The organism is Paenibacillus tengchongensis, assembly GCF_008973665.1.
GTDB classification, from domain to species: Bacteria; Bacillota; Bacilli; order Paenibacillales; family Paenibacillaceae; genus Paenibacillus_AQ; species Paenibacillus_AQ tengchongensis.
The window spans coordinates 94,883-121,389 of record NZ_WACP01000013.1; the positions used below are offsets into that span (position 1 = coordinate 94,883).

A 26,507-nucleotide genomic window follows, 5' to 3' on the forward strand; every position below is an offset into this window, starting at 1 on the left:
TCCCCCTTGCATATGACGTAAGGTTATCCCTTACTCTTGGTTACAGTGCACTAATTAAGAGGGGGAACGTACAATGGCTCAACGCAAAAAAATAATGGTGATTTTCGGAACCCGACCAGAAGCAACCAAAATGGGACCAGTAGTCCAGGAACTTAGAAGTCATCCCGAGTGGTTTGAAACGAAGGTGATTGTGACAGGACAACAAAAGGAGCAACTCTATCAAGCACTTTCTCCTTTTGATATCCAACCGGATATCGACCTGACCCTTATGAAAGAACAACAAACGCTCGCCTATATTACATCTGCAGCCATTACAGGATTAGATTCAATTATTTCCGAAGAAAGACCAGATCTAATATTAATTCACGGAGATACTCAAACCACATTGTGTGGCGGTTTGGTCGCCTTCTTCCATAAAATAAAGGTCGGTCATATAGAGGCAGGATTACGTTCACACAACAAGTACTCCCCTTGGCCGGAAGAAATAAACAGAAAACTCGTCGATGTGGTAACCGATTTTTTGTTTGCACCCACAATGAATAGCAGAGATAACCTGCTTAAAGAAGGCTTCAGCGAGAGCGATGTTTTTGTATCAGGTCAAACGGCTATTGATGCTGCAATAAAGACGAATCGTTCAGATTATACGTTTAACGAAGGAAAGTTAACTCGGATTCTAAATCAAAAGGGCAGAATCATAACAATGACAGTCCATCGAAAAGAAAATTATGGCGTTCCCATGCTCCAAATGTTTCGTGCTATAAGACGTATTGCCGATGACCACCCTGATATTTCAATTATTTATCCAGTTCATTTGAGTCCAATCGTTCGAGAGACGGCCTTCAAAACCCTATCGGGGCATGAAAGAATTCATTTACTTGATCCGATAAATTATTCTGATATGATAAATTTGATATCCCGTTCTTATCTAATATTAAGTGATTCCGGTGGTTTGCAAGAAGAAGCTCCTGTATTTCATAAACCACTTGTTCTAATGCGTGATACGACGGAACGGCCCGAGGCTGTTTCTGCTAAGGCTGTTTATCTCGCAGGAACGCAAGAAGAGGACATCTATGCGGTAACAACGAGACTTCTTACGGATGAAAGTTTTTATAACACCATGCAAAATGCCGTAAATCCTTTTGGTGATGGGGAAGCTTCGAGACGTATTGTACAATTTATTGCCCATCATTTTGGGTTAATTTCTGAAGTTCCTGAACAATTTTATGCCTGATATGCCGGAGGAAATGGAATGCATTTAAAAGGTGAATGGATGACCGCAGGACATTTTGCGGACAAGGCGGGTGTAACTAAACGAACCGTACAGTTTTACGATAAGGTAGGACTTCTAAGTCCAAGTTATAGAACGGGCACCGGGCATCGGTATTACACGAAGCAAGATTTGGCACGGCTCCAAAGAATTCTGACCCTAAAGTATATCGGTTTGACCATAGACGAGATCAGTAGAATTATACACCGCGACGGGCATGAAGAGGACCTGAAGGAATCCTTAAGAGTACAGAGTACAATTATCGGTCAAAAGATGGAACATCTCCGTCTGGTCCAAAAAACAGTTAAGGAGACCCTTTCGCTACTGGAAAGCTTGGAACACAAGGAGCAGGAGAGTCAGGGGTCCGATGTTGAATTCTCTGAAAGTAGTCCGGCTTGGGAGTTATTCGCTTCCATCATCCGAGTTGTTAACCAGGAGTATGAGAGCGCGTTCAACCTGCAGACGAGGATTCGTTTGCATGACGACTTCAGTGTAAATCCTTACAGATGGCATCTGTGGCTTTTTGATCAAATGATTATACCAGAGTCTAGCAAGATCCTTGAGCTGGGTTGTGGGGACGGAACTTTGTGGAAACGGAATGCCGATCGGATACCGGAAGGATGGGACGTTACGCTAACAGACCTTTCCGAGGGGATGTTAAACGATGCCAGGGAGGGTCTAGAACATTACGTTCCTGCTAATCGATTTCAGTTCGCGCCGGCAGACGCTCGTTCGATTCCTTTTCCAGATGCAAGTTTTGATGTGATTTTGGCTAATCATATGCTCTATCATGTAACCGAACGCCACCAGTCCTTGAAGGAAATTCGACGTGTTCTGAAGCCTGGAGGCATGTTGTTCTCATCCACGATGGGGAGGCACCATATGGTAGAAGTAAAAAAATATCTAAGCGAATTGAATCCAAATTATGATTTTGGACGTCAGGATTTTGCCTGCGAGTTTGGGTTAGAGAACGGGGAAGATCAGCTAGAAGCTGCAGGTTTCGTGGATATTCGTCTGGAGCGATATGAGGATGCACTTCGGGTAACGGATTCTAAGCCCCTAATCGATTACATACGAACAACTCCTGGAGGCCGTGAGAATTTCACGGACGCCCGCCTGTCTCAACTAGAGAACTTGCTGAATGAACAGATCCATGCTGTAGGCGCCATTCATCTTACTAAAGAGGTCGGGTTATTCGTCTCTATTCGTAAATAACTAAGTTGTTCTCTTATAATCAATTTTTATTATCCAATAAAGTGAGCAGACGAGACAGTCCGGCATCCTGTAATAAGAATTACACATTTGCCAGAATGAGCCTCCTTTCATAAAAATCAAAAGGGAAGGCGAATGGAAAGAAATTAGACCATGTTTCAGAAATCAAGACGTTGGATATTACGAATTTCATCTTGAAGGAATAAACTAGGGACCCTGGATTGCAGGGGAAGCTAAGGGTGGATGGATTTATAATGGTGAAACATGTTTATGTTGTGCGACATTGCAAAGCAGATGGGCAAGAGCTTGACGCTAAGCTAACTGAACCAGGTATTCAACAAGCTGAGACTCTTGCTAAATTTTTTTTAGATAAAAATATTGATTTTATCATTTCAAGTCCTTTTGAGAGGGCTTACCGCACCATAGCTCCATTGGCTAAACAAATAGGTATAGAAGTTACTTTGGATGATAGGTTGGCTGAGAGACTTTTATCAAGCAAGAATCATCCTGACTGGCGAAATATGCTGCGAAAGACATACGATGACTTAGACCTATGTTATTTGGGTGGAGAGTCCAGTAACACGGCTATGAGCCGTGCTATTAATGTTGTAATGGAAGTTCTGAATGGTGAGAACAACAGCATTGTATTAGTTTCACATGGAAATCTGATCTCACTCCTTCTTAAGCATTTTGATGACCGAATCGGGTTTAGGGAGTGGGAAGCCTTATCCAATCCTGATGTATTTCATCTAACCTTCTCGGGAGAGAATAAGCCTGACATTCATCGAGTATGGGCAGAGTGATATTAGTTGGGCTTGTAGCGCTAGAAGATAATCAGGTGGTTGGACGGTCTGTTCAAGAGATGATCAATGGGTGAGCGATTGGTATGAGATTTACAAGTGTTTATCGACGGCGGAAATGAATTAAACGGTGTAGTGAAATCAGAAATGACAGATTTATATCCTGTTCAAGCATTCGCGTATTATGTAGGTAAGATAAAGAATATATTAGGTACTTGAGTAGTTGAAGAAATAGTTAAGAGGGGCGCGAGCCCCTCTTTTTTTGCTTGGGCGTGCCCAGAGGCACGCATTATCTAGTTGGTGCAAGTCCAACCAAGAGAGGGGCCAAGCCACTCTTGTACGGAAGTTGCTTCATGCGGGACGAAGAAGGCAGAAGAGCGCATCCGAAGCGTGCTACACGAACTACAGCCAAAAGAGGTTAGCCAAGCTGGATTGGTACATTTTGCAGAGATGAAACCGGTGGTATGCGAAGAAGAGACAACGTGGGGGAAGGATGAGTGCATTGCCTGAGGTTAAGTATATAGCCAACATGTATGGACTAAAAACGCTGTTATAATCAGCATGCCCATAAATGACAAACACTGGAAAGCCGTATGAGGGAAAACCTCACGTACGGTTTGATGAGGAGGGGCTGAATTCATTCAGCCCTTTACTCTAGATTAAGTGGTGTTCTGATACATACTTGTGAAAATGAGCTGCAGAGCTCCTGTTTATTTCCGTGAGATTTTAAAACAAATCGTGCATCACCCTCATATATTCTTCCATTTATAGCTGTTACTATAACGGGGTAGCAAGTGATTACAGATTAATTTAGGAGGGTTAAGGATGTTGAAATGGAAGCGTTCTCTTACAGTTTTGGCCATGACGGCCTTGCTAGGAACGATGACTGCATGCGGCGGCGGAGCCAATAACAACAATGTTGAACCTGCTGCTGAGCCTGCCGGCAGTAATACTGCGGCAACGACTGCACCTAGCAACACTGCACCTAGTAATGAACCGGTTAAGCTGCGTATCATGTGGTGGGGATCCCAGCCGCGCCACGAGGCGACGCTTGCTGCGCTGGAACTATACACCAAGAACAACCCTAATGTTACGTTTGAGCCGGAATATTCCGGTATGGACGGATATCTGGACAAATTATCGACACAGGCTGCAGCTAATAACGCACCGGATATCATTCAGCTTGATCCGGGCTGGATGCCTGACTGGATGGGACGCAGCCAGTTGGCAGAGCTGGCTCCTGAGGTGGATGTGAGTAAATTTGATGGGAAGTTGCTGGCTGGAGGACAGCTGGACGGTAAACAATATGCTGTTCCTCTAGGCTCGGTTGCATTTGGCATGGTCTACGACAAGGCCGCTATGGATAAGCTCGGGATTGCGAGTCCGGCCAATGGCTGGTCCTGGGATGATTTCTTCGCCTTGGCCAAGGAATCCAAATCCAAGCTGCCAAGCGGACAATATTTCACCATTGACTATGCAGGCAACTACTTTATGTATTCAGCCTATCAATACGCCAGAGGTAAAGGCCAGGTCATCACCGATGATGGTCATTTCAACGTGGATCAAGCCACCTTTCTGGAATGGACCAAGAAATTCGAAGAGCTGCGCAAGGAAGGACTCGTCCCTCCGGCTGACTTAAATGCTTCCGATAAAGAATTTGATCCGCAAATGGACCTGATGGCAGCGGGCAAGGTATTGTTCCGGTACAGCTTCTCCAATAACCTGGGAACCTGGGACAGTATCAAACCAGGCGCATACGCACTTGTAACTATGCCGCGTGCAGAAGAAGCAGGCGGATGGCTGAAGCCATCCATGTATCTGTCCGTCTCTAAAAATTCCAAGCATGCAGAAGAAGCCAAGAAATTCATCAACTGGTTTGTCAATGATCCGGAGGCAGGCAATATTCTTCAGACATTCCGCGGACTGCCGGCTAACAAAGATATTGCCACTTCTCTCGAGGCAAGTATGAGTGATCTGGATAAGTTAGGTTTAGGTCTCCTCCGTGCTACAGAGCCGGACGGCCAGACCTGGTCAGCCGGTGCAGGCGGCTGGACTAACTTTATTGATAAAGACTGGGTGCTTGTCCGGGATCAGCTCAGCTTTGGTAAAGTGACGCCGGAGAAAGCCTTTGAACAGCTGAAAGAAGCGTCCCAGTCTTACGAAAAATAATCCAAAACGAAAGCCCGGAGCAGTTCTGTTCCGGGTCTTGCATTTATTTCAGTGCAGGGAGGACTTAGTCATGAATAATTCTGTATGGTATCACCCTGGAGACGGGTATCTGGCCTGGCTGCAGTACCGCCGTGCCAAGGATGCAGAGGCTGGGCCGTATGATGCTTACCACCATATTGTTGCCGCTGACCAGGAGGATATTGTTCTTCGAACGGCTGTCAACGAGCTGGCTCAAGGGCTGGAGGGAATCACAGGGAATAAAGCATCTGTCTCCGGGATAGCCGGGACAACGCCCAATATCATTATAGGAACCTTCGGAACTGGTGCAGTGATCGATGATCTGTTCAGCGCCGAACGAAGCGCAGCTATCAGAGCGGAGGGCTACGCCATCCGAACGGACAGCCTTACCGGCAATATTGCCATCGGGGCAGCTGCACCGGCAGGTGTACTATACGGCGTGTTCCATTTGCTGCGGATCATGGGTACAGGAGGTTCCGTACAGGATTTGAATCTTCTGGAGAACCCGGTGAATCAGCTGCGTATGATCAACCAGTGGGATAATATGGACGGGAGTGTGGAGCGCGGGTATGCCGGGAGCTCTATTTTCTATGAAAATAACCGTGTAACCAGCAATCTGCAGCGTGTTCAGGATTATGCCCGCCTGCTGGCCTCCAGCGGCATCAATGCGATCGCCGTCAATAATGTGAATGTCCACCGGGTGGAGAGCCGGCTGCTGACCGAATTCCTGCCGGATGTGGCGGAGCTGGCGGCTGTCTTTCGCGCTTATTCGATCAAGGTGTTCCTGAGCATTAATTATGCCAGCACTATAGAAATCGGCGGACTCTCCACGGCAGACCCCCTCGATCCGGAGGTCCGTGAATGGTGGAGCGCGGTAACGTCGCAAGTCTATGCAGCCATTCCTGATTTCGGGGGATTTCTGGTGAAGGCCGACTCAGAGAACCGGCCCGGACCGTTCACCTACGGGAGAGATCACGCTGACGGCGCCAATATGCTGGCCGAAGCGCTGAAGCCGCATGGCGGAATCGTAATCTGGCGCTGCTTCGTGTATAACTGTAAGCAGGACTGGCGCGACCGTACCACTGACCGGGCGAGGGCTGCCTATGACCATTTCCGGCCTCTCGATGGACGTTTCATGGACAATGTCATCCTGCAGATTAAGAACGGACCGATTGATTTTCAGGTGAGAGAGCCAGTCTCGCCGCTGCTTGGGGCTATGCCGGAGACCAATCAGATCATCGAATTCCAGATTGCCCAGGAGTATACCGGTCAGCAGCGGCATGTGTGCTACCTGGTGCCCCAGTGGAAGGAGATATTGAATTTTGATACCCGTCTCCATGGGGAAGGCACTACGGTTAAACGCATTGTGGACGGAAGTGTTCACGGCAATACCTACAGCGGTTGTGCTGCCGTCTCCAATATCGGGAAGGATACCAACTGGACGGGCCATCTGCTGGCACAGGCTAATTTATACGGGTATGGCCGTCTGGCCTGGAATCCGGAGCTGTCTGCCGAAGAGATTGCCGGCGAGTGGATTACCCTTACTTTTGGTACAGACGGGACGTTGTCCCGAACCCTGTTAAGCATTCTCATGGACTCCTGGGAGATTTACGAATCGTACACAGCCCCGTTGGGCGTCGGATTTATGGTGAATCCTGACCATCATTATGGGCCCAATGTTGATGGATATGAGTATTCTAAGTGGGGCACCTATCACTTTGCGGATTGTCATGGCATCGGTGTGGACCGTACCAGGGCCACCGGAACCGGTTATACAACCCAGTACGAGCGGGTTAATATGGAGATGTATGAGTCGGTCGAACGCTGTCCGGATGAGCTGCTGCTATTCTTCCATCATGTGCCTTATACTCATGTGCTCCATTCGGGTAAATCCGTGATTCAGCATATCTATGACACCCATTTCGAAGGTGCGGAACGGGCAGCCGGACTGTTGTCCGCCTGGATGCTTATGAAGGGAGCAGTGGAGCAAACGGCGTACGGGCAGGTCGCAGACCGTCTTGCGGAGCAGGCTGAGCATGCCAGGGAATGGCGGGATGTAATCAATACTTATTTCTTCCGGAAGAGCGGCATTGCTGATGCACACGGAAGAACAATCTATTAATGAACCTTTTTAAAGAGATAGCATAGCGGGGAAGCGGTGAATACCGCTTCTTTTTTATGGAATTTAGGAGTTTCTATTTATTAGCGCAAAGTACTTGAATCGGCTTCCATGCCAAGGCCCCTGCTCTGGCCAGACATTTTATCGTTATATTTTGAAAGAAATCGAGCATTCCCCTCCTTTAGCGGGTGATACGCGGATTATATACTTAAAGCATCAAATTAAACACACAAGAGGTGACTACCGATGAACCGTTCCACAGCCGCCACAGCCCCATCCGCTGCGAAGGCGAACAAAAGCCCATACTTCCGAAGCAGATGGAACGCTCCGCTTGCAGGCTATTTGTTTATTTCTCCCTGGCTGATCGGGTTTCTAGCGCTAACGGCATATCCGTTATTCCTATCCCTTTATTATTCGTTTACCGACTACACTTTGATGCAGCCGATGAGCTGGATCGGGTCCCGCAATTATGAGCGAATCTTCACAGCAGATCCGAAATTCATCCAATCGGCTAAGGTAACCCTCATTTATGTGCTGGCTTCCGTACCTCTGAAGCTCATGGCTGCACTTTTCGTCGCTATGATTCTTAGGAAGGCAGTAAGAGGGATAAGCATCTACCGGACAGCGATCTATTTTCCGTCGCTGATTGGAGGGAGTATCGGAGTCTCGCTGCTCTGGCGCAATATTTTCGGAGTAGACGGGATCTTTAACAAGCTGATTGGCGTTTTTGGCTTTGAAGGAAAAGGCTGGATTACAAGTCCTGATACGGCGCTGGGCACGCTGATTCTGCTGACAGTCTGGCAATTCGGTTCCACGATGGTTATTTTTCTGGCCGGACTGAAGCAAATTCCAAATGATCTGTATGAGGCTTCTTCCGTAGACGGAGCCAATAAAGTGACACAATTCTTCCGAATCACTTTGCCGATGCTCTCACCCATCCTCTATTTCAATCTGATCATGGCCGTCATTGGCGCTTTCCAGATGTTCACCTCCGCCTTTGTCATTACGAACGGCGGTCCGATGAACGCTACTTATGTATATGCATTGTACTTGTATGAACGGGCATTCAGCCGGTACGAGCTTGGTTATGCTTCGGCACTTGCATGGATTATGCTGGTAGGCATTGTAACCGCTACAGTCCTGATCTCCTATACTTCGAAGTATTGGGTGTTCTATGAAACAGACACTAGAGGGGGGGAACGCAAATGACAGCCACACTGAAATGGAAGCCGGTGCTTCGTCATCTGTTCATGATTCTCTTTAGCTTTGTTATGGTGTATCCGGTTCTCTGGTGGATCGGTGCATCCATGAAACACGCCACTGAGCTTAATTCGCCGTCAATTTTCCCGTCTGTTCCGCAGTGGAGTAACTTCACCAAAGGCTGGAATGCCGTTCCCGGACATACATTCACTGATTTTTATCTCAATACCTTCGGCCTTGAATTAGCAGTTATTGTTACTACGCTGTTATCCACTACACTGGTTGCCTTCGGGTTTGCCAGACTGGATTTCCCGCTTAAGAACTTCTGGTTCTCCATCCTTATGCTTACTTTAATGATGCCTGGACAAGTGCTGATCATTCCTCAATATGCCCTGTTTCATCAGCTGGGCTGGGTAAACACCTATCTCCCGTTTATTGTTCCTCATCTGCTGGCCGGGGGAGCGGGGGGCAGCTTCTTCGTCTTTCTGCTAATTCAATTTATACGCGGTGTCCCCAAAGAACTGGATGAATCCGCCAAGATTGACGGATGTTCCTGGTTCGGTATCTTCTGGAGAGTGGTAATGCCGCTTACTTTTCCGGCAATCGTAACTGTAACCATCTTCTGCTTCCTGTGGAACTGGGATGATTTCCTGGGTCATCTGCTGTACATCAACACGGTAGACAAATATACGGTCGGCCTTGCGCTTCGAATGATTAATGATTCCCAGTCCGCAGCCGAATGGGGGCAGCTGCTTGCTATGTCATTAGTATCCATTCTTCCGGCAACCATCGTCTTCATGTTCCTTCAAAAGTATTTTGTGGAAGGGATTGCAACAACAGGTATTAAAGGATAAAATGTAAAAAAACACTATCTGTCAACGGTAAAGCGCGGAAATGCCCTTCGCAGCTTTACCGTTTATTATGTCTGAACAAGAGTTAAAGGAAGGTAGAAGTCCTTGATTAATCCTTTCAAAAAATATAGAATTGACCGCCTTTTTTTTCATAGCTTCGCCATTGTGCTTATTGCGGTGATTGGGGTTACCGCATGGACCAGCTACAGCAACTCCTCCAAGGCTCTCGTTCAAACGACCTCCCATTACCAGCAGCTGCTGCTGGATGAGTTGAATAATGAAATTACGACCCGCCTGGTCATGATTGAACAGATTTCACTATCCAGCTCCCGTGACGGTGAGCTGACCAATTATCTGCTGAACAGGCAGGATGAATTTGAAAGATACCGCAGACGCGTAAATGTTGAAAGCGCTCTCGCCAATTTAACCTATGCCATTCCGCTGATTCAAGGGATAGACCTCTATATGGATAACCCCATTCAAAGTGAACGGCAAAACTATATTCAATTCCGGAATCTCGCTGATCTGGATAAGCGTGAAGGATCAGAGTGTCTGGCACAAAGCGATTTCTGCTGGTCCAAGGAGTACAATTTCCCCAGCATACAAGGCGAGGTCCCGGTCCTCAGCTTTTTCCGGAAAATCATCTATGAAAATGACTATCTGGGCGTTCTTGTAGTCCATATTAAAGCGGGCGAAATAAGGAAACTGCTTACCGGCAATTCTGCCGGCTCCAACCGGATCATGGCGGACAGTGAAGGCCAGCAAATGATGCAGATAGGCGATGCGATGGGTCAGACCAACTGGTCCCGTTGGATTGATCTGAGAAGCAATAAATCCGGATATGTCCATATTCCCGCACAAGAAGGAGCGCGTGATACGCTACTCGTCTACTCCAGGATGGATAATTCTGTATGGACGCTAATTGAATTCACCTCCTGGAAACAAATCACGGCAAGCAGCCTGAAGCTGGCGGAATGGATTGGTCTGATCGGTGTAGCAGCAGTGCTGCTCGTGCTGCTGCTGACCCACTTTTTAAGCAGGCAGTTTACCAAGCCGATCAAAAAGCTGGTAACTGCGATGCGGGGGTACTCCGTAGGGGGAGACAATGCAGAGCTTCCGGTGGATTATGAGAACGAATTCGGTTATTTATTCTCCGGATACCGGAAGCAGAACGAAAGGATAGAAGAGCTGTATCTCTCCCTTGAACGCCGTTATGAACAGCAGCGTAAAGCCGAAATTGAGGCGCTTCAGGCCAATATTAATCCGCATTTCCTTTATAATATGCTGGATCAGCTCAACTGGATGGCGATTGAGGCCGGACAGGACGAACTTAGCCGCATCCTGGAGCTGATGGGCCGCATGTTTCGGATCGGGTTGTCCAACGGCAACAGCTTCATCACGGTAGCTGATGAGCTGCTGCATATCAAATGTTATCTGGAAATCCAGCAGCTGCGCTGGGGAGAAGGACTTGAATTCAGGATCGAGGCGGCGTCAGTGCTTAAAGAGTTATATATTCCAAAGCTTACCCTGCAGCCGTTCGTGGAGAACTCCATCATTCATGGTTTTAACAAACAGAGAACCGGCTGTGTCTCGATCCTAATGGAGAGGTTTGCTGATGTTCTGCATATTGTCATTGAGGATAACGGCTCCGGATTGAGGGAGCCTGAAGGCTCAAGACATAACCGTCCTACAGGCGGCTACGGCATACGAAATGTAAGAGAGCGGATAACCGGTTATTTCGGTGAGCATTATGGAATCGTGCTTAGTGAACGTGAAGAAGGCGGAACCAGAGTGGAAATCACGCTTCCGCTAATGACCGAGCCACTGGCAGAAACAAGGAGCCTTTGAGCCCCGGTAGTGAAGAATAAGGAGGGAAGCGCAGTGTGGAGAATCGCTATCATTGATGATGAACGGCAAGTTCTGAAGGGAATGAAGTGGGCCATTCCCTGGGATGAGCTGGGAGCTGAATGGGCTGGAGAAGCTATGAACGGCGAGGATGGCCTGGAGGTTATCCGCCGTACACGGCCGGATATTGTCATCACTGATCTGTATATGCCCGTAATGAGCGGCCTGGATATGATGGAACAGCTTCGGAAGGAAGGCTTTGAAGGCAAAATCATTATTCTAAGCGGGTATTCAGATTTTGAGCACGCGAGACAGGCGCTTAAATTCCATGTTACGGACTATGTATCCAAACCAATCAGTCTGCCGACATTGAAATCGATTCTGGGCAATGTTGTTCAGGAGCTGGAACAGGAGGAGGAGAAGCGCATCAGGCAGTGGGAGCTGGAGTTTAAGATGACGATGTATGAACCTTTTGTAGAGAAGGAGTGGGTCCGCTCTGCTGCTGTGGGTACCCTTGACCCTGTGTACAGGGACAGTACGCGTCTTCCGCCTTCCTATCTCTTCTGGCAGGAACGCAAGCATGTCACAGTCGGCATCGAGCTGATCCGTGATGAACGGGCCAGTTGCTTATCTGTCTCCGATTGGAATCTGTTCCGCTTTGCGGTCAGCAATATTGCTTGCGAAGTTGCAGTTAAGCTGTTCCCTGATCTGGAATACACAGAGCTGCACAGTACCAGGGCATTGCTGATCATTCATCCGGATGCGGGCCTGCCTGACAACAAGCTGGAGAACAGGCTGGAAGAGCTGGGGATCCGGCTGATTGACAACATCGGCAGCTACCTTAAGCTGGTTACACGTATAGGCATCGGAGGAGTGAAGGATACATGGACCCGGCTCTCCGATTCGACAGAGGAAGCTTTCCGGGCGATGGATCAAAGGATATTGCGGACCTCCTCCGTACATGAGGTGTACAGGTACAAGGAGAATAGCAGCAGCGGAGCGGGCAAGGTTGCCCTCTTTCCGGTCAAGTTCTCGTATAAGCTGGCTACAGCCATGAAGACGTCTCAGGAAGCGGAGGCGCATCAGCTTGTGCTGGAATATATAACGGAAATGAAAAAGCAGGAAGGGGTCACACCGGGATATGTCCAAATGCTTGGAAGTGAGCTGTGGGGGATTATAACCTACTCGCTGTATGAATCCGGCTTTGTGCTGGATGAGCTGTTCACTGTAGACCAGATTGCCAAGGAAATCAGCAGCCTGGTCATACCGGACCAGCTGGCAGGCTGGCTGATAGATAAGATTACAAGAATCAGCACCAGCCGGCAGTGGAAAGGGAGCAGCAAGCACCGGCAGGTTGTCGAATTCATGACCAGCTATATTCATGAGAACTATGCGCAAGAGCTTACACTCGCCGAACTTTCGGATAAGGTATTCATTTCGCGGAACCACCTGTCTATTATTTTCAAGAATATTACGGGTGAGACCTTCAATAATTATCTGACCCGGGTACGGATCGAAAAAGCGCGGGAGCTGCTCCTGGAACGAAATATGCTGGTGTATGAAGTGGCGGAACGGGTCGGTTATAAGAACATTCCTTATTTCAGCACGCTGTTCAAAAAAATCACCGGGATGAATCCTACAGAACTTATAAAAAATTAGGCAGCAGACGAGGGGACAAGCATGCCAGACTTGATAAATTGAGGTTGGTTAATCACCCTTTGCAGCAGAACCTTGGTTTTTTGTTATCTAGATTGAAATATTGGTATGGCTGGAAATAAGAGGAATGAATACGATTAGAGTGTATTTAAACGCTTTCATTCTAGGAGGAATGCCATTCTATGTTCAGGATGAAAAAGCTCTTTACCAGCAGCTTGCTACTGATCTCCACTCTGCTGGCCGTCGCCCCGTCCGCTTCTGCCGCCACCGTCTTCGATGAGCCTCTGACCTACTATAATTCCGCCAACTGGCAGAAGGCAGACGGTTATTCCAACGGAAGCATGTTCAACTGTACCTGGCGCGCAGCCAACGTCACCTTCACCGGCAGCGGCGAAATGCGCCTGGCCTTGACCAGCCCCAGCTACAACAAATTCGACGGAGCGGAGATGCGTTCGGTCCACAAGTTCGGCTACGGCAAATACGAGGTGCGGATGAAGCCGGCGAAGAATCCGGGCATTGTCTCCTCCTTCTTCACCTATACCGGCCCTACCGACGGGACGCCTTGGGATGAAATTGATATCGAGTTTCTGGGCAAGGACACCACCAAGGTGCAGTTCAATTACTACACCAACGGCGTAGGGGGACATGAGAAGATCATCAACCTCGGCTTTGACGCCGCCAGCGGCTATCATACGTATGCCTTCGACTGGCAGCCGGGCTCCATCAAATGGTATGTGGACGGCGTCCTGAAGCATACGGCAACCAGCAACATTCCATCCAATCCCGGCAAAATCATGATGAATCTCTGGAACGGCACCGGCGTCGATTCCTGGCTGGGTGCCTACAATGGAGCGAATCCGCTCTTTGCCTACTATGATTGGGTCAAATACACTAGCAACTAAACGGGCAGCCTCTGGCCATCTTCATAATTTGTTATCCGGGTTGACACATTGGTATGGCGGACGCTCCGCGTATTTTGTACGCTTATAGCAAGAAACAGCACAGGAGGAGCGGAGTTGAAACAAAGCAAATGGTTGATAGCGGCTGGAGTGGCCGCTGTAATCTCGGCTGCCGTTTGGGCCGGAATGACGCTTGCCAATGATCCGCCTGGTAAGGAGACGGTTCAGATGAAGGAAGGCTTTCTGCAGGATGATTTTAACGGATATCAAGAGGAGTTATGGAACAAGGCCGACGGTTATTCCAACGGCAGCATGTTTAACTGTACGTGGCGTGCGGACAACATCTCCTTTACGGAGGACGGTCTGCTTACCCTCTCGTTGACCAGCCCTTCAGCCGGGCAATATGACGGATCGGAATACCGTACGGCAGTCAAATACGGCTACGGCCGTTATGAGGTGACGATGAAGCCGGCAGCCAATCCGGGAATCGTCTCCTCATTCTTTACGTATACCGGACCATCCGAGGGCGAGCCATGGGATGAGATCGACATTGAATTCCTGGGCAAGGATACGACCAAGGTGCAGTTCAATTATTTCACGGACGGCGCCGGCGGGCATGAGTTCATTTATGATCTCGGCTTTGATGCTGCAGAGGAATTCCATACCTATGCATTTGAATGGAAGAAGGACTCCATCACCTGGTATGTGGATGATCAGCCGGTGCATACGGCGACGGATAACATTCCTTCCGTCCCGGGACGGGTGATGATGAATTTGTGGAACGGAACAGGCGTCGATGAATGGCTGGAACCGTATGACGGCCAGGCTCCCCTATATGCTTCCTACGATAAGGTCCGATTTATCCCAGAATAACCGGGGGATGGCCTGACGCCTCCCACGACAAGAAACCGCCTTGATCCAAGGCGGTTTCTTGTACCTGCCAGGGTTAATGCGGCGCAGCACGGTCCCAGGCGTTGACCTCCCGCGTTTCCGCCGCTCCCCCATAGGCATGCCATTTCGCTACGAAATTATCGAACTCGGCGATATCGCCGTCCTCGAAGATAATGGTCTGAAAGGTCTTCTGCTCCAGCTTCTTCAACAGCTCGCCCTCTGCTTTCATTGTAGGGGTTAACGGGCCGGTGAACTGCTCTTTATGGGAGGCTGCCTTCTGAGACAGCAGGATGGGCCCGACATCTTCGGGAATTTCCTTAATGACCCTGGAGGGGATTCTTGCCCCGTCGAAGGTCAGCGTGTAGGAGGCAACGCGGATGCCGCCCATCGGCAGGGCAGAGGGGTCGATCGTCGGCTGTCCGTCACGCATGGCCCAGTCATAGCCCTCCGCAAGCCCGTTGGCGAACTCGCCGGTGGATGTAGCGTAGTAATCAAACAGATAATTCTGATACGTAAAAAAGATTTCAGGATGCTCCATCTTCTTGTTGATCAGAATGGCACCGTTGACTGGCAATGAGCCTCTGCGCATCACTGTGCCGTCCGGTCCGGACGGAATCGGAGCCGGCTGGATCTGTGCCTGCGGATCTCTGGCGCTCAGGGCGGACAGCGGCCAGCCCCGCATCCAGTACGGTCCGGCAATGATGCCGGCCTTGCCGGAGACGAAGAGATTACCGGCGCCCTCCTCGTCGAGCCAGGCGCTGTCGGGGGAGAGATATCCCCGCTCCACCCAGCTCTTCATCAGGGAGATTCCCTTGCGGGCGCTGGGCAGTACCGAGCCGTATTCCAGCTCTCCGCCCGGGCTGCGGTTCCATTGCTCCGGAACGGCTCCGAAGGCGCCAAAGACCCAGCTGCTGTCGCCCATCCAGGTGTTGGGGCCATTGCGGAAGCTGACGGCCAGGCCATAGGTGTCCTTGCGCCTATTCCCGTCAGGGTCCTGGTTGACGAACGCATCCATGACCTGCTCCAGCTCCTCCAGCGTACCCGGGGCCTGCAGGTGAAGCTTATCCAGCCAGTCCTGCCGAATCCAGAGGATGGGATCGGAGCTGTATTCATAGTCCATAATCGGAATGGCGTACCGGCCGCCTTCCCGGACATAGGCGTCCCAGGCCGACGGGTCCTCGGCTACTGCCTTCTTCCACACCGGGGAAGCGTATTCATTAAACAGGCTGCCGACCTCGCGGAATTGTCCGGAATCGATCAGCTCCTGAATGACATTGGCATCCCGGAGGGTCACCACATCGGGCATATTGCCCTTGGCCAGCTCGAGCCGCAGCTTGTTGGCATAGGTCTCGGAGGTGCCTGAGATCGTCCAGAGATAGCGGAGCCGGATGCCCAGCCGTTCTTCCGCCCAGACGGTATGGACATTGTGCTCCAGGCTTTCGCCGTCCTTGAAGGTCAGATTGGGATTGACGGAGCCTACTGTCGTAAGCTGGACGGAAGGAACATATTTGCCCTCCTGTGTGACCGCCGGCTTGGCATTCGGGGGAACGGGCTGGGTGCCGCCGGAATTGCCGCTGCGGAACATGCAGCCCGACAGCAGCAGCAGCGCGAGCAGTGATAAAGCTGTTCTCATGAGACCTTCGCCTCCACGTTGTTCTTGTCGATTCCTATCGTTTCGTACCGATTGTATCATACCGGCTGCCGGCCGATTATGATATGGTTTTTAATTATAGGGCAAAGCCTGCTGTAAAGGATGATATTATGGCCCGGAGGGCAAATCTGTTTGTCAAAATGGTTGCGGTTCTGCTTTCGCTAATCTCGGTAACGCTCTTTTTCTACGGCGTGTCCTACCGTAAGGATGTCGGCATCATCACCAGCCAGATCGAAACCACCGACCTGAACCATCTGGAGTTCCTGACCCAGCAGCTCGATAGCGGCATCAACCAGTTGGCCGGAAGCATGTACGCCCTGCAGCGGGACCCGACGATCCGCGATTACGTTCAGATCCGGCAGCTCGGGCATCTAATCGATCCCAGCCAGACTGTAATGACTGTACTGGAGAAGCTGTCGCTGCAGACAGGTGTGAGCACCTGGGAGAACCGCATTGTGCTCTACAAGCCGCGCAGCGACGAGACTCTGGGCTCGGATTCCTCGCTCTCCTTCGATGCTTCCATTCTCTCAGCTCCGCTGCCGGCAGGCTGGCAGTATGTTCCGAAGTCGGAGGGGGGCAGTGACGCCGCCTTCCGGCTGCTGCTTCCCGACCCTCCGGAGAGCCGGGAAGCACCGGAGCGGGCACAGCTGCTGATGGTCATGTATGTTCCCGTGTCCAACCTGGAGCGGATGTTTGAAACGTACCAGTCCCAGAATAGCGGAGACACGCTGCTGTATCATCCGTCCTTCGGCATTATACAAAGGCACGGTGTCGATCAGAGCATCGCCGAACGGATTGTCGGGATGCTGCCGGTTCCCGGGAACGGAGAGTCCACCACCCGCATCGTCGACCTGGCGGAAGGCCGCTTCCTTGTCAGCTCGGTTCCGTCCTCCACCCTGGACTGGCAGGTCGTGCATTATTCGCCGCTGGAAGAGATTCTGGAGCCCATCCGCAGCACCCGGTACTCCTTCTTCACGGCATCGGCCATCCTGCTGGCGATGAGCCTACTGTTCTCGCTTCAGCTATACCGCCAGGTCCAGCGGCCGGTAAGCCTGCTGCTGCGCTCCCTCAACCGGATGAAGGAGGGACGCTGGTCCACCCGGATACATACGAAGACCAACGCTGAATTCTCTCTGCTCAATGAGGAGTTCAATGAGATGGCGGAGACGATCCAGTCCCTGATCGAGCAGGTGTATATGGAGCAAATCCGGGTGAAGGACGCCCATCTCAAGCAGCTCCAGTCCCAGATTAATCCGCATTTCCTGTACAACTGCCTTCATTTCATCAAGAGCAAGGCCGTCGTCGGCGATACGGAGGCGGTGGAGGCGATGGCGCTTAACCTGGGCGAGTATTACCGTTATATCACCCGGGTTGACCACTCCCTGACTACGCTGGGCGAAGAGCTGAAGCTGCTTGAGAATTATCTGGCGATCCAGAACCTGAGAAAGCAGCGGATCCGCTACGAAATGGAGATTGACGATAGCCTGCTCGGACTGCAAATTCCCCGGCTGCTGATTCAGCCGCTCGTGGAGAACAGCATCATTCATGGCATCGAGAAAAAGATCGGCCTGTGCTTCATCCGTATCCATGCCTACCTTACAGGGGACGGGGCTGCCGTCACCGTAGAAGATGACGGCGCCGGCATGACCGATGAAGCGATCGGGCAGCTGTACGCGAAGCTGAACGAGCCGGTACGCGAGGACGGCGATGCACCGGGGGGCTGCGGCCTGTGGAACGTGCAGCAGCGCCTGAAGCACTTTTTCGGCGAAGCCTCCGGTCTGGAGATTGTCCCGTCGCCTGCAGGTGGTCTGCAAATTACGCTCCATATGGAGAAGAAAGAGGTCCAAGATGCATCAAATTCTTCTGGTCGATGATGAACCTTATGTCGTGGATGACCTGGCGGTGTCCGTTCCCTGGAGGGAGCTGGGCTTCGACCAGGTGCACAAGGCCTATTCCGGCTATGAGGCGCTGGAGCTGCTTCAGCGCTATCCCGTGGACATTGTCGTTACCGATATCAATATGCCGGAAATGTCCGGCCTCGACCTCATTACCGCTATCCGCAGCCGCTGGAAGCGGACGCGTGTGGTCATGCTGACCGGCTACGCGGAGTTCGAATACGCCCGCAAGGCCATCCAGGAGCAGGCCAGCGACTATCTGCTGAAGCCGATTGCCAACGACCAGTTCATCGAGGTGATCCGCAGAATTCAGCAGGAGCAGCGCGAGGAATGGGCGGCCTGGACCTCCTATCAGCGGACGATGCAGACCTTCCGTCAGCATCTGCCGCTGCTGCGGGACCGTCTGCTCGGCGAGCTGCTTCAGGGCCGCCAGCTGTCTCCGTCACAGCTGCAGGAGCGTCTGTCCCAGTACGACCTGCCGCTGCGGCCCGACCTTCCGGTCTGCCTGGCGGTAGCCCGGCTGGAGGAGTTCTTCCGCAGACAGGACATGAACAGCATGCTGCTGTTTGAATACGCCATTCTTAATATTGCCCATGAGCTGTTCCAGGACCGGTTCTATATCTGGTCCTGCAAGGATGTCCATGATTACCTCGTCCTGCTGCTTCAGCCGCGTGAGGCTCAGGAGGGAGGCACCGAAAGCTGGGGCGAGCAGGTTGGGCAGGCAGCCTACCAGCTGCAGAACAATGTGAGCACCCTGATCGGCGGCGGCCTCTCGGTCGTCACAACAGGCTGGGGCGCATTCCCGGAGCAGATCTACCCGCTGTACCAGAGCGCGATCTCCGCGATCCGGCACCATATCGGCAGCGAAACCGGATTCTATCTGAATGCCGCCGACGCCGGAAGCGCACAGGTAGAAGCGCTGCAGCCGCTCTACGAGCCGCCGCTGCTCTTTCATATGTTCGAAGCCAACAACTGGCAAGGGATTGAAGACAAGCTGGAGGCCATTATCCGGGACCTGGGAGCAGGCGCCGACCGTTCACTGGAGCATATCCAGGAAGCCCGGCTGCATATGGAGAGCGTCTTCTATTACTTTGCCCACAAGAACAACAAGATGCTGAGCGACATTGTCGGCAATCCGCTGCTGGAGCTGCCGCCGTTCCAGACGCCGGACATGCTGCGGGAATGGGCGGTCACCCTGATCGGCCGGCTGAGGGAATATTTCGACTCGGAGCGCCGGGACAGCCGTTCCATGCTGATCCGCAAGGTGCATGCCTATATCAACGACAATCTGCATTACATCTCGCTCCAGTCCATCGCCGATCATGTCAGGATGCACCCGGTCTATCTGTCCAAGATGTACAAGGTGGAGACAGGGCGGCGAATCAGTGATTATATTGGACAGGCCAAGATGGAAAAAGCGGCGTATCTGCTGACCCATACGCCGCTGAAAATATATGAGATTGCCACCGAGCTCGGCTATTCGAACGCTCATTATTTCATCAAGCTGTTCAGGGAATATGCCGACATGACGCCGCAGGAATTCCGCGACCGGGGCACGGTCTAGTGCCTAGTGCCCGGCTACCCCGAAGCGCAGCTCCACCTCGTGGAAGCCGTCGTCCTTCAGGTGGGGCACCAGCCCCTTCGGCAGCTCCTGTCCGTCCACCGTCAGGCTGGCGGGGGTGTCCCGCAGCCGGCAGAAGCCTTCCGGCTTGACGATGCGGATGCGGTACGCCGTGCCGTCATGCTTCACGGTAAAGGACAGGTTCGTGTCCGTCTCCCGCAGCACGGGATCAAGGACAAGCCCTTCCTCATTGAATTCCACGCCCCATGCCGCCATCAGCGAGAGGGTGAGCCAGGTCGAGGTGCCGCTGAGCATCGGGCCGATGTTCTCGCCAGTCTCGCTGTTGTTGTATTGCGTACAGAATCTCGGGTTGCCGCAGATGCCGAACGGGTCTTCCATCGTACGGTACGGCAGGACCCGGTCAACCAGCCAGTAGCCCAGGCCCGACAGGCGGGCGGCAAGCGCGGCATTCCGGGTCTCCTTGGCTCCCTTGAACATCGCCGAGGCCGCCATCATGCAGGCATGCTTGAAGACGCCGCCGTTCTCCCGGTCGCCCGGGAAATACTCGTCCGAGGCCGTATGCGAGGACACCCGGCCAAGGGCAACCGGCGACACCAGCTTCAGGCCGTAAGGGGTCTTCAGGTGGCGCTCCAGTGTATCCAGCATGATCGCGATCTGCTCTTCGTCGGCACAGCCGGAGAGCACGCTCCAGCTGAACGAATTCAGGAAGTAAGAGCCGTCATGCTCCCCGGAAGCGGAGAGACCGTCTCCGGCAGCGCCGAGATAGGTGTACTCGCCGTCAGCATAACGATTGAAGAGCACACGGGCGAAGAAATCGCCCTTCCAGGCGTGAGCCTGTACCCGTTCCCGCAGCTCCTTACTGAATGCTGCCAGTTCCTCCGCACAGGCGGATTCGCCTTTTTTGTCCGCCAGCTCGGCCAGCTCATCCACAGCCAGCTTCAGCAGGAAGGCATTCATGACGCTCTCCGAGTAATCGCTGTCCAGCGGATCGCCGAAGGCTCCGCCCTGCTCCAGCTGCTGCCGGTAGCGGGCCTCCTTCGCCGGGCCGTTAATGCAATCCCCGTCCAGCTTCAGGCAATCGTTCCAGTCCGCATAGTCGAGCAGCGGCAGACCGTGCCGTCCGACTGAGATCCGGCCGGAGTAGGTGATAATCGCCTGAAGCGTCTCGAAGACCGGACGCCGCCGCCCGTCTGTTCCGGCAACCGGACATTCCTCGTCCAGAATGCCGGCGTCGCCGGTCAGCATGACATAGCGGTGAACGGCCTGAACCAGCCACAGCGCATCGTCGGACCACTTGCCCGGCTCTTTGCCGACCCAGAAGAAGTTGTGGAAGGCATAGCCGAACTCAAACACCATCCCGGTCCATTCCATTAACAGGCTGCGGACCAGCCCGGAGCGTCCCATGCCGACAAAATAATACATGGATGCGTACAGGTCCTGAATCTCGCGGAAGCCGATCTCGCGGTACCCCTTCTGGGTCTGGCAGAAGGAGCGCGAGACAAAGGACTGGTACAGGACCTGAAACGGAAGGTTCCGGTTGACATACACGTCAAGCTCCTGTGATCCGGACTCAATCTGGAGGAACTGGCCATAGTCACGGACGAAGCGGCGGGCCTCGTCGAGTGCAGCACCGGCTGCATCCGGCGAAGAGAAGCGGCGGACCAGCGCACCGACCTCACCGGCCAGTGAAGCTTCGCTCCAGGCGGCGCCGCTCTTGTCGGAGACGAGCCCGGTCAACTGGTCTACCGCGGCTGTTCCGCCGGCCGGCAATGCCACGGGCGCAGCCACCGCGAAGAAGCCCGGCCCCTTGCGGTGCAGCACGCTGCTCAGCCTGAGTGCGCCCGCCGGCCGGTGCAGCGTACCGGTTCCTACGAATTCGTTATAATTCACGCAGTATTCGTAAGGCAGCTCTGCTCCGTCAGGCCCATGAACGATCATCGTATGGAAGCGCAGATCGTTCCGGCCTGCCTCCGGATAATAATCCGGGCTGATGGCGGCAACAGCGCCCGCTTCGTCCCGGAGCACACCGCCCTGCATAATGACATTGCTGTACAGCACGTCCTCGAACAGCGCACCGGGTGCGGCGGAACCGAACATTCCCGTATAGACGAGCCGGACACTGCGGTCCCGTCCGCTCTTGTTCGCAAGGCTGATCCGCTGCAGTTCAGTGGCCAGCGGCTCGTTCTCGTGCTGGGGCAGAATGGACAGGGTACGCGTGATCTCCAGACCGCAGACCGTCCGGTAGGTGATTACCGTCGAATTCTGGGAATGCCGGCATACCGCCGATTCAATACGGTCATCCCCGGGGTCTGCGGAATAGAAGATCTGTTCCCCGTCCTCAAACAGGTAGAACTGGCGGTTGGCCGGGAAGCCGTTCTCCTCCTGCCGCATATCCCAGCGGGTCGCGAGGACCTGCGTCGCAGCATGGGAACGGAAGCTTCCTCCGCCTACCCGGTCTACGACGCTCTTCGGCGTCGTCTGCAGGGGATGCGGGAAGCCGAGACGGTTGCCCAGCAGCAGGTTCACCGCGAAATGCGGCCCCGGCAGCGGTGTCCGGAGGTCCAGAATATGCTCGCCCTCGGCATTCAGCGTTCCCGCCCAGCCCGGGGCTTCCCGAAGCAGACGGAGCGCAGCCTGGGCTGCGGCCTCCGGAATCTCCGCTTCCTGTACCTCCTCCCCGGCGGAGCGGAGGTACAGCGCAAGCTTCTGCCCGCCGCCTACCGCGAGCAGTGCCGAGATTCCGGTCCGGGCGGAGGGCAGCAGCGCCGCCACCTCCGGCAGCTTCAGCAGCTCCCGGACGGCCGGCAGCCGGAGCGGCAGGCCGGATACTCCGATGACGGAGAGGTGGCGGGAATCGGCGAAGATGGCGCTGACCGGCAGTCCGGGTCCGACCAGAGGCCCGAATTGCTCTCTAAGCACATCCTCGGGAGACAGGTTCAAATCCCTTGCGGCAATATAATTCAGCATAATAACATCCTTTCCTGGCAAGACCCGGTCAGCCCTTGACGGCTCCGGCGGTCATGCCGCTGATGAAATATTTCTGAGTCAGGAAGAAGGTGGCCATGACCGGGAGCGTTACTACGGTTGAGGCAGCCATCAGCAGGTCATAGCGGGTGTTGTATTGCCCTACGAACAACCGGATGCCGACCGGAATGGTCTGGACGTCGGAGCTGGTCGTAAGCACCCAGGCGAAGAGCAGCTCATCCCAGGCCGTCAGGAAGATGAAGATGCCGGTTGCGATAATGCCCGGTACAGAGAGGGGCAGAATGATTTTGTAGAAGGCCTGGAATTTGGTACAGCCGTCAATGGCTGCCGACTCCTCCAGGTCTCTCGGAATGGAGACGAAGAAGCCGCGCATAATCCAGATGCTGATCGGCGTATAGAACGCCGTGTAGACAAGAATCATGCCCCAGTAAGTATTGATCATCGGCAGGCCGAAGGTATTGCGGATCCACAGAAACATCAGGTAGATCGGGAACAGGAACATAATGCCGGGAATGAGCTGGGTGGAAATAATGCTCATGCTGAACACCTTCGAGCCCGGGAATTCAAACCGGGCCAGTGCATAACCGGCCAGCACGGCAAAGCTGCCGGCGAGCACCGTCGTCACGCCGCAGATCAGCAGGCTGTTGCGGAAATAGACGGCGAAATTGACGGTATCCCACATGTTGACATAGTTGACCCATTGCGGCTTCTTCAGCTCGAACGAAGTAATGCCGTTCATGATCTGATCGTTGGAGTGCAGGGAGGTGAAGACCATCCACAGAATGGGGAACACTGTGAGCAATACGATGGCCCAGGTCAGCGACGTCAGGACAAAGGAGGATTTGGATCGTCTGCTGCGGCTCATTGGGCGTTCAACTCCGTTCTGAAGGTTCTATACCAGACGCCGACAACCATCAGCATCGCCACCATGAGCATCAGGGAAGCGGCGGAGCCGGAGCCGAAGGCCCAGTAGCCGAACGACTGGCGTGTCAAGGCGGTCATCAGGAGGTCGCCCCATTCGCCGGGATAGCCTGCGCCGTTGCCGAACATGGTCGAGACAATGTTGTAGGAATAGACGTTATTTATAATTTGGAACAGCAGCTGCACCGCAATGATCGGCTTCAGCATCGGCAGTGTGATATGCCAGAACTGGCGAAGCTTGTGGGCTCCGTCGATGGTGGCTGCTTCGTAAATGTCGTCGGGAATGGTCTGCAGTCCGGCCAGGAAAATAACCATAAGGAACGGCCAGCCGCGCCAGATCGTCGGGATGATGATGGCCCAGATCGTATTGGGTCCCATCAGCCAGAACGGCTTGTCGTGCATCAGATGGAGCACATCCACCAGCAGGTAGTTGATGACGCCGTTCTGCTGCCACATGAAGCCCCAGAGCACACCCACCACATAGGACGGGATGACCCAGGGAAGCAGCATGGCGGTGCGGGCGATGCCGCGGCCGGGGAAGTCCCGGTTCATCAGAATGGCCATCAGCAGGCCCATGACCATGACGCCCACCGTAACGACGACCGCATAGATGGCCGTATTGCGGACGGCGAAGTTCAAGCCCTGGCGGACAGGATTATCGGTATCAAACAGCAGGCCCCAGTAATTGCTTAAGCCTACAAACGGCGCCTTCAGATATTTGGCCAGAGTGAATTGATTCAGGTTCAGCAGTGACATCCAGATGCCCTGAATCATCGGCAGCAGATGCACCATCATCATGAAGATCAAGGTTGGCAGCACCAGCATATAGGCGAATTTATGCTCTCTTACCCGCTTGGTCCAGCGGACCTTAGCGCCCGGTGCACCCTTCATCCGGTGGTCGGTATCCCTTTGGAGTCCCATCTCGTATCCCTCGCTTTATGAACGGAACAGCCGCCGCGCCTAGCGGCGCAGCGGCCTCCCGCTCAGTTATAGATGTAATGTTATCAATCCGTTTATTGATTCACGATGGCCTTCACTTCAGCTGCGGCCGAATCCATTTCCTTCTGGATGCTGTCCTTGTTATAGTCGCCCTTGACGCCGGCCACAATATCCCAGATATTCGCGAAGTGCTTCTGCAGCGCGGTTTCAGTCGGTCCCCATTGCGGGATGGAAGGGTAGCTGCGTCCGTATTTGGTGGCTTCTGCGAATGCCTTCATATTCACGTCCATATCGGCTGCGTTCAGCACCGACAGCTTGGAAGGCAGCTGGCCGGAGATATCGGCGTAGGCCTTCTGTGCTTCCTCCGAGGACAGGTACTTGATCAGCTCCCAGGTGGCATCCTTATGCTTGGAGCCGCTGAAGACGGTCAGATCGCTTCCTCCGACGAAGGTATACTGGCCGCCGGGACCGGCAGGCAGGGGAGCGACGGCGAAATTCTTGGCTGCCGCCTTGTCGTCCATCCCGCCGTTTGCCTTCGGGGTGTTGAAGTTCTTCGCCAGCCATGGGCCGGAGATGATCACCGCCGAGTTGCCGTCACCGAAGTCGCTTTCGATCTGCGACGAGTTCTTCTCCAGCGAGGCCTTGTCAACCAGGCCTTCCTGTGCAAGGCTGGTATAGTACATGACGCCCTCCAGACCCTTATCGTCATTGAAGGTTACCGTCTTGTTGTCGTCAGCCAGAACGTTGCCGCCGGCCGCCCAGATCCACGGGAAAATGTTGTGGACGACGTTCCAGTCGTTCTTGCCCGGCAGGCCCAGCGCTGCCATCTTCTTGCCGCCGACCGTTACGCCGTTGACTTTCTCCAGTGCAGCCTTGAAGGAATCCCAATCCTTGAAGGCGGAGGCTGCATCCACGCCGGCCTGTTCGAAGGCGTCGGTGCGGTAGTAGATGGCACGGGCGTCTACGAACCACGGCACGCCGTACACATCCTCCTGCCCGGAGATGGAAGTGGTGTTCCAGATGGCCGGCAGGAACGCTTCAGCTCCGCCTACGTCAGCTACTTTGTCGTTGAGCTTGTCGATGCCGCCCATGCTGGCGACAGCCGGTACCCAGGTCGAACCGAGCTGGAGCAGGTCAGGCCCCTCGCCGCTGGTCGCCGCCGTGGTGACCTTCGTCCAGGCGGAGCCCCAGTCCAGTACGGTAACCTTTACCTTGACGTTCGGATGCTCCTTGAGGTAAGGGTCAATCGTCTTCAGGAAGTCGGCGTCCGGCTTCGGGCTGTTCGGCATGATCCAGGCGGTCAGTGTGACCGGATCATCATTCGTTTTAGCGGAGGTATCCGCAGTGGAAGTTGCCGCTGGAGCATTTGTTCCTTTTGCGTTGTTATCCGAACCTGAAGCCTGATTGTCGGCATTGTTATTGCCGCCGCATCCGCTGGCTGCCAGGGACAGCGCGGCCAGCAGGGCTGCGCTTGCCATTGCTGTTTTTCTCATTTTAATCTCCCCCGTTGCTATTAATTAAGGAATGCGGGGCGGTTGTCCGCCTCCGCATCTTTATTATAGAAGTGCCGGTACACGGCCTAAATACCAAATCCCAAGCCTGAATAA

18 protein-coding genes are annotated in these 26,507 nt (G+C 53.2%); 13 read left to right on the forward strand and 5 right to left on the reverse strand.

All coding sequences use genetic code 11. The features are described from left to right. Positions 1-73: 73 nt before the first annotated feature. From wecB to bglS (F1381_RS20765), 11 genes are all read left to right on the forward strand, one after another. Entirely contained in the window at positions 74-1,231 is a 1,158-nt protein-coding gene (gene wecB / locus F1381_RS20715) for a non-hydrolyzing UDP-N-acetylglucosamine 2-epimerase (protein WP_151736753.1), read from the forward strand. An 18-nt stretch (positions 1,232-1,249) separates the two neighbouring features. Beyond that, a complete protein-coding gene (locus F1381_RS20720) occupies positions 1,250-2,482 on the forward strand; it encodes a MerR family transcriptional regulator (RefSeq protein ID WP_151736754.1) in 1,233 nt (410 codons plus the stop codon). 254 nt (positions 2,483-2,736) lie between these two features. Beyond that, positions 2,737-3,282: a histidine phosphatase family protein gene (locus F1381_RS20725; RefSeq protein ID WP_151736853.1), complete on the forward strand. Its 546-nt coding sequence runs from the start codon at positions 2,737-2,739 to the stop codon at positions 3,280-3,282. Between the two features lie 822 nt (positions 3,283-4,104). Next, a complete protein-coding gene (locus tag F1381_RS20730; protein ID WP_151736755.1) occupies positions 4,105-5,448 on the forward strand; it encodes an ABC transporter substrate-binding protein in 1,344 nt (447 codons plus the stop codon). A 70-nt stretch (positions 5,449-5,518) separates the two neighbouring features. Next, positions 5,519-7,588, forward strand: a complete 2,070-nt coding sequence (locus F1381_RS20735; RefSeq protein ID WP_151736756.1) for an alpha-glucuronidase family glycosyl hydrolase — start codon at positions 5,519-5,521, stop codon at positions 7,586-7,588. A gap of 243 nt (positions 7,589-7,831) precedes the next feature. Further along, complete coding sequence (locus F1381_RS20740) at positions 7,832-8,794, forward strand: carbohydrate ABC transporter permease (RefSeq protein ID WP_151736757.1); 963 nt, start codon at positions 7,832-7,834, stop codon at positions 8,792-8,794. After that, complete coding sequence (locus tag F1381_RS20745) at positions 8,791-9,639, forward strand: carbohydrate ABC transporter permease (protein ID WP_151736758.1); 849 nt, start codon at positions 8,791-8,793, stop codon at positions 9,637-9,639. The genes F1381_RS20740 and F1381_RS20745 overlap by 4 nt, the downstream gene beginning before the upstream one ends. 102 nt (positions 9,640-9,741) lie before the next feature. Further along, a complete protein-coding gene (locus tag F1381_RS20750) occupies positions 9,742-11,484 on the forward strand; it encodes a sensor histidine kinase (protein ID WP_151736759.1) in 1,743 nt (580 codons plus the stop codon). 33 nt (positions 11,485-11,517) lie between these two features. Next, on the forward strand, positions 11,518-13,140 hold the full coding sequence (locus F1381_RS20755) for a response regulator transcription factor (RefSeq protein WP_151736760.1): 1,623 nt from the start codon (positions 11,518-11,520) through the stop codon (positions 13,138-13,140). A gap of 188 nt (positions 13,141-13,328) precedes the next feature. Next, positions 13,329-14,039: a beta-glucanase gene (gene bglS, locus F1381_RS20760; protein ID WP_151736854.1), complete on the forward strand. Its 711-nt coding sequence runs from the start codon at positions 13,329-13,331 to the stop codon at positions 14,037-14,039. 114 nt (positions 14,040-14,153) lie between these two features. Next, entirely contained in the window at positions 14,154-14,909 is a 756-nt protein-coding gene (bglS, locus tag F1381_RS20765; RefSeq protein ID WP_425495286.1) for a beta-glucanase, read from the forward strand. 73 nt (positions 14,910-14,982) lie between these two features. Here the strand turns inward: bglS (F1381_RS20765) and F1381_RS20770 are convergent, their stop codons facing one another. After that, positions 14,983-16,560: an extracellular solute-binding protein gene (locus F1381_RS20770; RefSeq protein ID WP_187355486.1), complete on the reverse strand. Its 1,578-nt coding sequence runs from the start codon at positions 16,558-16,560 to the stop codon at positions 14,983-14,985. Between the two features lie 128 nt (positions 16,561-16,688). On the opposite strand from F1381_RS20770, the gene F1381_RS20775 reads away from it, so the two are divergent. Beyond that, positions 16,689-18,452, forward strand: coding sequence for a sensor histidine kinase (locus F1381_RS20775; RefSeq protein WP_187355487.1), 1,764 nt, complete (start codon positions 16,689-16,691; stop codon positions 18,450-18,452). Then, entirely contained in the window at positions 18,427-20,037 is a 1,611-nt protein-coding gene (locus tag F1381_RS20780) for a response regulator (RefSeq protein ID WP_151736763.1), read from the forward strand. The genes F1381_RS20775 and F1381_RS20780 overlap by 26 nt, the downstream gene beginning before the upstream one ends. A 3-nt stretch (positions 20,038-20,040) precedes the next feature. Here the strand turns inward: F1381_RS20780 and F1381_RS20785 are convergent, their stop codons facing one another. The 4 genes from F1381_RS20785 to F1381_RS20800 form a co-directional block, all read right to left on the reverse strand. Beyond that, positions 20,041-23,022, reverse strand: coding sequence for a GH36-type glycosyl hydrolase domain-containing protein (locus F1381_RS20785; protein ID WP_151736764.1), 2,982 nt, complete (start codon positions 23,020-23,022; stop codon positions 20,041-20,043). A 28-nt stretch (positions 23,023-23,050) separates the two neighbouring features. Continuing rightward, positions 23,051-23,905 carry a carbohydrate ABC transporter permease gene (locus F1381_RS20790; protein ID WP_151736765.1) on the reverse strand — a complete coding sequence of 285 codons (855 nt, stop codon included), beginning with the start codon at positions 23,903-23,905 and terminating at the stop codon, positions 23,051-23,053. Then, positions 23,902-24,882 carry a carbohydrate ABC transporter permease gene (locus F1381_RS20795; RefSeq protein WP_246188129.1) on the reverse strand — a complete coding sequence of 327 codons (981 nt, stop codon included), beginning with the start codon at positions 24,880-24,882 and terminating at the stop codon, positions 23,902-23,904. Before F1381_RS20795 ends, F1381_RS20790 begins: the two co-directional genes overlap by 4 nt. Before the next feature lie 92 nt (positions 24,883-24,974). Next, positions 24,975-26,393: a sugar ABC transporter substrate-binding protein gene (locus F1381_RS20800; protein WP_151736766.1), complete on the reverse strand. Its 1,419-nt coding sequence runs from the start codon at positions 26,391-26,393 to the stop codon at positions 24,975-24,977. Positions 26,394-26,507 lie beyond the last annotated feature (114 nt).